8 protein-coding genes and 1 pseudogene are annotated in these 8,389 nt (G+C 49.5%); 7 read left to right on the forward strand and 2 right to left on the reverse strand.

What is annotated here, in order from left to right; genetic code table 11:
- Positions 1–177: 177 nt before the first annotated feature.
- The 5 genes and pseudogenes from E5S67_RS29900 to E5S67_RS34265 all read left to right on the forward strand — a co-directional run bounded on the left by E5S67_RS29900 (position 178) and on the right by E5S67_RS34265 (position 2,903).
- Positions 178–405, forward strand: a complete 228-nt coding sequence (locus E5S67_RS29900; protein WP_246277046.1) for a hypothetical protein — start codon at positions 178–180, stop codon at positions 403–405.
- 87 nt (positions 406–492) lie between these two features.
- Positions 493–843 (forward strand): POTRA domain-containing protein, encoded by a 351-nt coding sequence (locus tag E5S67_RS33760; RefSeq protein ID WP_246277047.1) that lies wholly within the window; start codon positions 493–495, stop codon positions 841–843.
- Between the two features lie 240 nt (positions 844–1,083).
- A pseudogene (locus E5S67_RS33765) lies at positions 1,084–1,590 on the forward strand (ShlB/FhaC/HecB family hemolysin secretion/activation protein); the annotation flags it as partial.
- A gap of 6 nt (positions 1,591–1,596) precedes the next feature.
- Complete coding sequence (locus E5S67_RS33770; RefSeq protein WP_246277049.1) at positions 1,597–2,037, forward strand: BamA/TamA family outer membrane protein; 441 nt, start codon at positions 1,597–1,599, stop codon at positions 2,035–2,037.
- Positions 2,038–2,777: 740 nt separating this feature from the next.
- The gene (locus E5S67_RS34265; RefSeq protein ID WP_281363596.1) at positions 2,778–2,903 is read left to right on the forward strand and encodes a hypothetical protein; all 126 of its coding nucleotides are present in this window, start codon (positions 2,778–2,780) and stop codon (positions 2,901–2,903) included.
- Between the two features lie 125 nt (positions 2,904–3,028).
- On the opposite strand, the gene trmD is transcribed toward E5S67_RS34265, so the two are convergent.
- Entirely contained in the window at positions 3,029–3,703 is a 675-nt protein-coding gene (trmD, locus tag E5S67_RS29910; protein ID WP_172192804.1) for a tRNA (guanosine(37)-N1)-methyltransferase TrmD, read from the reverse strand.
- A 332-nt stretch (positions 3,704–4,035) separates the two neighbouring features.
- On the opposite strand from trmD, the gene E5S67_RS29915 reads away from it, so the two are divergent.
- Entirely contained in the window at positions 4,036–4,929 is an 894-nt protein-coding gene (locus tag E5S67_RS29915; protein WP_172192806.1) for a cyanophycinase, read from the forward strand.
- Here the strand turns inward: E5S67_RS29915 and E5S67_RS32870 are convergent.
- Complete coding sequence (locus E5S67_RS32870; protein WP_216670806.1) at positions 4,926–5,147, reverse strand: hypothetical protein; 222 nt, start codon at positions 5,145–5,147, stop codon at positions 4,926–4,928. The two genes, E5S67_RS29915 and E5S67_RS32870, sit on opposite strands and share 4 nt — an antisense overlap.
- Positions 5,148–5,266: 119 nt before the next feature.
- Between E5S67_RS32870 and cphA the strand changes: the two genes are divergently transcribed.
- On the forward strand, positions 5,267–7,987 hold the full coding sequence (cphA, locus tag E5S67_RS29920) for a cyanophycin synthetase (protein WP_172192808.1): 2,721 nt from the start codon (positions 5,267–5,269) through the stop codon (positions 7,985–7,987).
- Positions 7,988–8,389: the final 402 nt, after the last annotated feature.

Consider the following 8,389-nt stretch of genomic DNA (forward strand, 5'->3'; position numbering starts at 1 on the left):
TCCAGGCAAGTCTAATATATAGTCCAAATAAAAGTCCATGAGAACAAATGTATTGTTTGTTACATTATACACCATAAAGTCAGGAGAGCCATCAAGTTTTTCAAGGCATTAGCACTTGGTTTTTCAATTGCAGGTATTTGCCCCGCACCGCTAGCAGCTCAAAGTGTTGGCGAGTCGATGGTTGCTGCCGACTCAGGGGTGCAAGCGCCAATTTTTAATGATAATTTACCCAATCAAGAAACAGCAGACGATCGCGATCGGCTTCGTGATTTATACTCGGGTTCTGAATTAGATAGAGACAGTAAAGATCCCGAAAACAACATCCGGGAGTTTGATGGATCGACTGAAACTCAGGCCCGTGAAACTCTCGCTCAGTTGCCGAACCGAGGAGAAAACAGACAATAATTTCCCATTCCCAACCCGCTGCCGCGAAATCTGCCTCCCCTCCCAGAACCAGCGCCCCCAGGGCCCCTGCCTCCGGCAGAACAGCTTTTGTCGCCTGCTGTTCCCGCGCCGACACGGCCAGCAGAATTGCCCAACATTCCGGGTACGATAAAGGTCGATCGATTTGAAGTATTTGGCAGCACCATCTTGAGCAAGGAAGAACTAGACGCTGTACTCAAAGACTTTGTAGGCCGCCCGCTCACTTTCGCCGAATTGCTGCAAGCCCGTTCTGCTGTGAGCCAACTCTACATCAGCAAAGGTTATATCACATCTGGAGCGCTGATTGGGCCGCCAACGCTCGCAGGCTCAGTTGTGAGGATATTAGTGCTAGAAGGCAAGCTAGAAAGTATCAATGTAGTCGGGACTAAACGGCTAAATCGTAACTACGTCAGAAGCTGATTAGCCGATTCAACCCGAGGCCCGCTAAACGAACAGCGCATACTGTCAGCTCTGCAACTGCTGCAACTTAGCGGGCAAGTCGCAAATATCTCAGCGGAACTGCAAGGGGGTTCTCGTGCGAGTTTTAATTTGCTGTTAGTCAGAGTCAAAGAGGCAAAAACGTTCCAAGGTGAGATTTTTACTGACAATTCTCGCTCTCCGAGTGTGGGGAGTTGACAGCGCGGAACTCAAGTCCGGGAAGCTAATTTGTTGGGTTTGGGAGATAGTGCGAGTTTGATTTATACAAATAGTCAGGGCAGCAACGCTATCGATTTTAGTTACACGCTGCCAGTGAATCCCCGCAACGGTACGGTAAGTTTTCAGCTAAGCCGGAGCAAAAGCAATATCGCCCGACCGGCGTTTGACGCCCTGGATATTGAGGCGTCGAGCCGCACTTATGAGTTGACTTACCGGCAGCCGATCGTGCAAAATCCGAGAAGACAAATCGCGATCGGTATCGGTGCTGGCAGGCGAGAAAGCGATACATCTTTGCTGGGAGAGGATTTTCCGCTATCGCCGGGAGCGGATGATCCGGCTAGGACTCGGGTTTTGGCGCTGAGGCTGTTTCAGGATTTTACCCAGAGGGGAGAGAAAGATGTCTTGGCGGTGCGATCGCAGTTCAGTCTGGAAGTGGGAGCATTTGGCGCTAAAGTGAGCAGCAGCGGGCCTGACAGTGATTTTTTGGCGTGGCGGGGTCAATTGCAGTAAGTGCGGTTGTTGGCTTCTGAGACGCTGCTGCTAGTGCGATCGCAGGTGCAGTTGGCTGGGGGGGAGAGCTTTTGCCGATCGAACAATTTGGTTTGGGTGGCTCGGATACGGTGCGGGGCTACCGTCAGGATGCTTTCTTTGCTCGCCGATAGCGGGATTTTTGCTTCAGCCGAGTTGCGGTATCCGATTTTGCGCACCGGCGACAAACAAGGAGTTTTGCAGGTGACGCCGTTTGTGGATTTCGGCAATGTTTGGACAAATAGCGGGGTAAGGGCGATTCTGGAAGCGAATACTTTGCTGTCAGTGGGATTGGGCCTGCGGTGGCAGTACCGTGAGAGGTGGAATGCTCGCGGAGGCTGGGGAATTCCTTTGATTGGTATTAAGTCGAGCCAGAGGAGTTTACAAGAGCGCGGGCTGTATTTTTCTGTAGAATTCAAACCTTTTTAGGAAAGCAGCCGTTTTGCCCTTGGCGCAACCGATCAATTCCGCTATATAGTAATAAGTATCATTCGGCACTCATCGTTAGCTGCCACAAGTGTATTTTACTGAGAATTTTTAAATTAAACTATGTCTAAGGTGCGGTTGCTGCTTTTAAGTTCTTTTGCTTCCGGTTTTGGGCTTTGCTCAATCATTTTGGCGATATTTACGATGACTTCCCGACTGTCGTTTACGTCTTTCTTTACCTTGGTGTTAACTTTGGTATTTTTTGCAATTAATCTACTTTTTGCTTTGCATTATTATACATCCATTACAAAGCAGTTGAGTGTCAGAGGTAAAAAAAAAGCTAGAATTTAGCGGTTGTGAAGCAGAAGCGCACAAAGGCATGGAGAGTTTTTTATAGAATTTGAAGGGAAAGGAACACGCCTCTGGGTTAAGAAAACTATCTAGCTGTAAGCCATAATTATTTAAGGTCTAACTATTTAGGAAGTGCTCAGGGGTTATTACTCAAACCAACCCGCCAAATATTCCAGAACCGAAAAAGACTCGCTTTACTCCAGATGAATACCGGGCGATCGAGGAAACTGTTGAAGAAAGTCACGAATACTGTAACGGGCAGATTATCCCTATCGCTGTTTTTAGAAGAACTAAAAGAACGAGAAAAAATGCCAGACGAGCTGTTTTTAGAAGGATTACAAAGACTCGAATAACTAGAAGAGCTAGAAGAACTAGAACGGCTAGGCGAGGTAATGTTAGAGCGACTGGAACTGGAACTAGAACTAGAAGACGATCGCGCGCTGCTCCTTCCTCCGCTGCTTCTTGCCAAAGCTTTGCCGGTTAATATTTTACCATTTACCACTACTGCCAGCCGTTAAATTTACAGTACATTCACCGCCTATAAAAAAGCGATCGCCGTACAGGACACAAGTTGATTTTTTAGCATAATTGAGTCGGTCAAAAATACGATGCTCAACCAAGACTATTAATAGTCAAGAGTTAACTAATCCGCTAGCAAATCCGGTCGGCGCGATCGAGTTCTTTCAATTTGCTGTTCCCTGCGCCAGCGAGCAATTTCTGCGTGATTACCAGACAGCAACACGTCAGGCACCTTCAATCCGCGAAAATCCGCCGGTCGAGTGTATTGCGGATAATCCAAAAGTCCGTCTTCAAAACTCTCAAACTTCAGCGAATCTTCCTTCGCGACAGTTCCCCGCAGCAATCGCAAAACCCCATTAATCAAAGCCAAAGCCGGAATTTCGCCCCCCGTGAGCACAAAATCCCCCAAAGACACTTCGCGAGTGACCAAATGCAGCACTCGATCGTCCACACCCTCATAATGACCGCAAATCAACACCAACTGATCGCGATCGGCTGCCAACTGCCGAAACATCTCCTGCTGCATCGGTTCCCCCTGGGGAGTCAGCAAAATCACCTCCCGCCGCGGCAAAACTGGCAGCGACTCCACCGCAGCAAAAATCGGTTCCGGCTTCATCAGCATCCCCACTCCGCCCCCGTAAGGCTCGTCATCGACTCGCTGGTGCTTGTCTGTGGTAAAATTGCGGGGATTGACAAAATTCACCTCAGCAATCTTTTTAGCTAAGGCTTTGCCCATCAGTCCCGACTCCAGGGGAGCCCGGAAAAATTCTGGAAATAAGGTAACTACGTCAAATCGCACAATTATTGGAATTTATTGATACATCACCTCTAGTTTGACCCTTAGAGGGAGTTCAGTTTTCAGTAATTGCTTTATTCTTTATAATTTCTTATAATTTCTGAGAATTTTTGCAAGTTAAATTCTCTTCCTTTGTCGGCGGCACCGTTTTGTACAACAATAATCAGTTTTTCATGACAGCGACTGCAAGTAAACTCGCCGCCAAACAACAGCGAGCGAGGTGATATCGGCGATCGCACCTCGCTGGCACAAACAAATATTTATTCTTAAAAAGCCCTATTGTACCCACAGCCACGGCAAAATTGAATTTCACATCCAACAGAGGAAGACACACCATGCAGCAGTTGACATCTCAAGCCCTCGAACACAATATTCCCCAGCGCACAAAAACCTCGATTATGGTGATCGGGGGAGCCGAAGACAAAGTTCACGGGCGAGAGATTCTGAATACTTTTTTTTGCCGCGCTGGGGGTGCAAACGCTCGGCTGGCGATCGTTCCCTGCGCTTCGCGAGATCCCGAAGGAATTAGCAACCGCTACCGCACTATATTTGACGAAATGGGCGTTAGCGCTGTCAAAGTAGTGGACATCCGCGAACGCGAACAAGCCGAAAACCCCGTCTGGAAAGATTACTTAGAAGATTGTACGGGCGTATTCATCACAGGCGGCGACCAATTGAGGCTCTGCGGACTGCTGGCGGACACCCCGCTGATGGAGAAAATTCGCAAAGAAACTCTCGAAGGCAAGATTACTCTCGCCGGTACCAGCGCGGGTGCTGCGGTGATGGGATATCACATGATTGCCGGCGGCGGGAGTGGTGCGTCACCGAACCGCTCTTTAGTAGACATGGCAAACGGACTTAACATTATTCCTGAGATCATCGTAGACCAGCATTTTCACAACCGTAACCGCATGGCTCGCTTGCTGTCGGCTGTGGCTTGCCATCCCGATCGCATCGCTATTGGTATTGACGAAGACACTTGCGCCTTGTTTGAGGGAGACGATACTATGAAAATTCTCGGTAAAGGCACTGTGACTATTGTTGATTCTAGGGAAAATTTTTATACCAACGAGTCTCTGGTAGGAGCGACAGAACCCTTAAGTCTGTTCAATATGCGCTTGCACGTTCTGTGTCACGGAGATTGCTACAATATGCCCCTAGGCAAACCAATGCCATCGGCAGCCTGTTCCGAGTCTGGCTGGCCACCCGAATGCCGCGCAGCCAACTAACGCAGAAAATATCTTCTCATTGATTCGGCAGACACTAGGCGGCATTCCGGCCGAATCATGGATACAACAATATAATAGATTGCGAAGCAGCCACGGCTGACGCCAGAAGGCAGAATCACAGAAAATTCTACCTTCGGGCTTCTAGTTTTTGCGTGCCATTGACCTGTACTTGTTTCTAGCCGATCGCTGGGAGATGAATTTTCAATTGGGTCGCCCATAACTGGAAATTCAGTCCCAAACTGTTCGCTGCGAACAGTCGATCGAGCAATCTAGATCGAAATTGAATAAATGCTTCAATTATCTATAAGATTTCGCGCCCCATACCCCTCTAACTGTCATGAAAATACTTAAAATCCAGACCTTACGCGGCCCCAACTACTGGAGCATCCGACGCCACAAACTCGTCCTGATGCGTCTGGATTTAGAAGAGTTGGCAGATAAAACCACATCTGAAATTCCTGGCTTCTACGAAGGATTGACCGCCGCGCTGCCGAGTTTGGACGAGCATCACTGTTCTCCCGGCCATAGGGGAGGCTTCCTGCAACGTGTCAGAGAAGGCACAATGATGGGACACGTAATCGAACACGTAGCCCTAGAACTTCAGCAAATGGCAGGAATGCCGGTCGGGTTCGGTCGAACCCGCGAGACTGCGACCCCAGGCATTTACCAAGTAGTAATCGAGTATCAACACGAACAAGCAGGTCGCTATGCCGCCCGGGCGGGCGTGCGGATGTGCCAGAACATTGCGGATACAGGCACTTATCCAGCAGCAGAATTAGTCCAAGATTTGAGAGACCTTAGAGAGTTTGCTGCGTCCGCCGCACTCGGGCCGAGCACGGAAACACTGATCAAGGAAGCAGAAGCTCGCGGCATTCCTTGGATACCTTTGAGCGCCCGGTTTATGATTCAACTCGGCTACGGAGTCCACCAAAAGCGGATTCAGGCAACTCTGAGCAACCGCACGGGAGTTTTGGGGGTAGAACTGGCCTGCGATAAGGAAGGTACTAAAAATATCCTCGGCAGCGCCGGCGTGCCGGTTCCTAGAGGGACGGTGATTAATTATTTGGACGAACTGCAAGGGGCGATCGAAGATGTCGGCGGTTATCCGATCGTCCTCAAACCCCTAGACGGCAACCACGGTCGTGGGATTACGATCGACATCAATTCCTGGGAAGCAGCAGAAGAAGCCTATGACTTAGCCAGCGCGGCATCAAAAACAAAAAGCGTGATTGTCGAGCGCTATTACGTCGGCCGCGATCACAGAGTATTGGTAGTCAACGGGCAAGTCATAGCAGTCGCAGAACGAGTCCCCGCTAACGTCGTGGGTAACGGCAGGTCTACAGTAGAACAGCTTATTGAAGAAGTAAACCGCGACCCGCAGCGGGGAGACGGACACGACAACGTGCTCACCCGGATCACGATCGACAAATTGTCCCTGGATTTGCTGCAAAAACAAGGATACGCCATGGACTCCGTAGTGCCGGCCGGGGAAAGAGTATTTTTGCGCGCGACAGCAAACTTGAGTACCGGTGGAATTGCAGTCGATCGCACCGACGAAATCCACCCGGAAAACGTCTGGCTGTTTTCCAGAGTCGCCAAAATTATCGGTTTGGACATCGCCGGCATTGACGTAGTAACTCCCGACATCTCCCAACCCCTGCGCGATGTCAACGGCGTCATCGTCGAAGTCAACGCAGCACCTGGTTTCAGAATGCACGTCGCCCCGAGTCAAGGTTTACCCCGCAACGTCGCCGGCGCGGTCTTCGATATGCTCTTCCCCTCGCCTCAACCCAGCCGGGTGCCGATTTTAGCGGTAACGGGAACCAACGGCAAAACTACAACCACTCGCCTGCTGGCCCACATTGTCAAGCAGACCGGTCAGATTACCGGCTACACGACTACCGACGGCACTTACATCGGTGATTATTTGGTAGAAACCGGAGACAATACCGGGCCGCAGAGTGCTCAATTGATTTTGTCTGACCCGACGGTAGAAGTGGCCGTGCTGGAAACGGCTAGAGGCGGAATTTTGCGATCGGGCCTGGGCTTCGATCAGTGCGATGTCGGCGTCGTATTGAATGTCGCGGCCGATCACTTAGGAATTGGCGACATCGACACAGTGGAACAACTTGCCAAACTCAAGAGCGTCCTCGTTGAGTCGGTAATGCCCAAAGGCTATGCTGTTTTGAATGCAGACGACCGACTTGTAGCACAAATGGCGCAGCGTGTCAAGGCTCAAATTGCCTATTTTTCGATGAACCCGGACAACGAACTGGTTGCCAAACATACCGCTGCGGGCGGGCTGGCAGCGATTTACGAAAACGGGTACTTGTCGATCTTGAAAGGTGATTGGACGCTGAGAATCGAGCAAGCCGTGAACGTGCCGCTGACGATGGGCGGGCGCGCGCCGTTTATGATTGCCAATGCTTTAGCAGCTTGTTTGGCGGCTTTTGCCCAAGGATTGAAAATAGAGGACATTCGATCGGCTTTGTCAAGCTTCCAAGCATCGGTGGGTCAAACTCCCGGACGGATGAATTTGTTTAAATTGGGCAGCTATCACGCTTTGCTCGACTACGCCCACAACCCTCACAGCTACAAGGCTTTGGGTTCTTTTGTGCTCAATTGGCCGGGAATGCGGATCGGGGTTGTCGGCGCCCCCGGGGATCGGCGAGATGAAGATTTTGTCACGCTGGGCAAACTTTCGGCCGAGATGTTCGATCGTATTATTGTGAAGGAAGATGCCGATCGGCGCGGGCGAGAACCCGGTGTTGTGGCACAGTTAATTTGCCAGGGAATTGCAGAGGCGATTTCTGCAGGAACCGCAAACAAATCTCAAGTTGAATACGAGTTGATTCTCGACGAAACAATGGCTGTTAACAAGGCTTTAGATGAGGCGCCGGCCGGCAGTTTGGTCGTAATTTTACCTGAAAGCGTCAACAAAGCTTTGAGTTTAATTGAAGCCCGGAAACCGATTAAGGAATCTGTGGAAGTTCAAAATGGTTTAGAGCGATCGAAGTCACAGGAAAGTTTAAAACCGACTGTTGTGAATCAAGGCTAAAGTCGGAACTGTAATTTAATTGGTAGGTTGGGTTTACTTGTGTTAAACCCAACCTACTTTTTTACAGGACAGGACTTACACACCACTAATATTTTCTGTCATTGCGCAATGGGAGAGCAATCTCAAAGCTGGCTTTTTCGTGTTCAGTGCGTAACTCTTATGCTTTTTAAAATGTTAGCTTGCTCCTTCGCCAGTATGCAGAGATTTCAATAGTTGCTCTGCAATCTCAATCAGCTCGCATACAGAGTTTTGCGTAAGTTGTGTAGTTTTGAAGCCATGAGCAATTGCGTTACGCAATGAAAGCGCATTCATTATACCAATTTCATAAAATAGTGCTACAGTTAGTAGAAGTGCATTTTGCAATTGACTAGCCAAATAGAGGTCAAAAAAATGTCAGGAGTT

Source organism: Microcoleus asticus IPMA8 (assembly GCF_013179805.1).
GTDB classification, from domain to species: Bacteria; Cyanobacteriota; Cyanobacteriia; order Cyanobacteriales; family Microcoleaceae; genus Microcoleus; species Microcoleus asticus.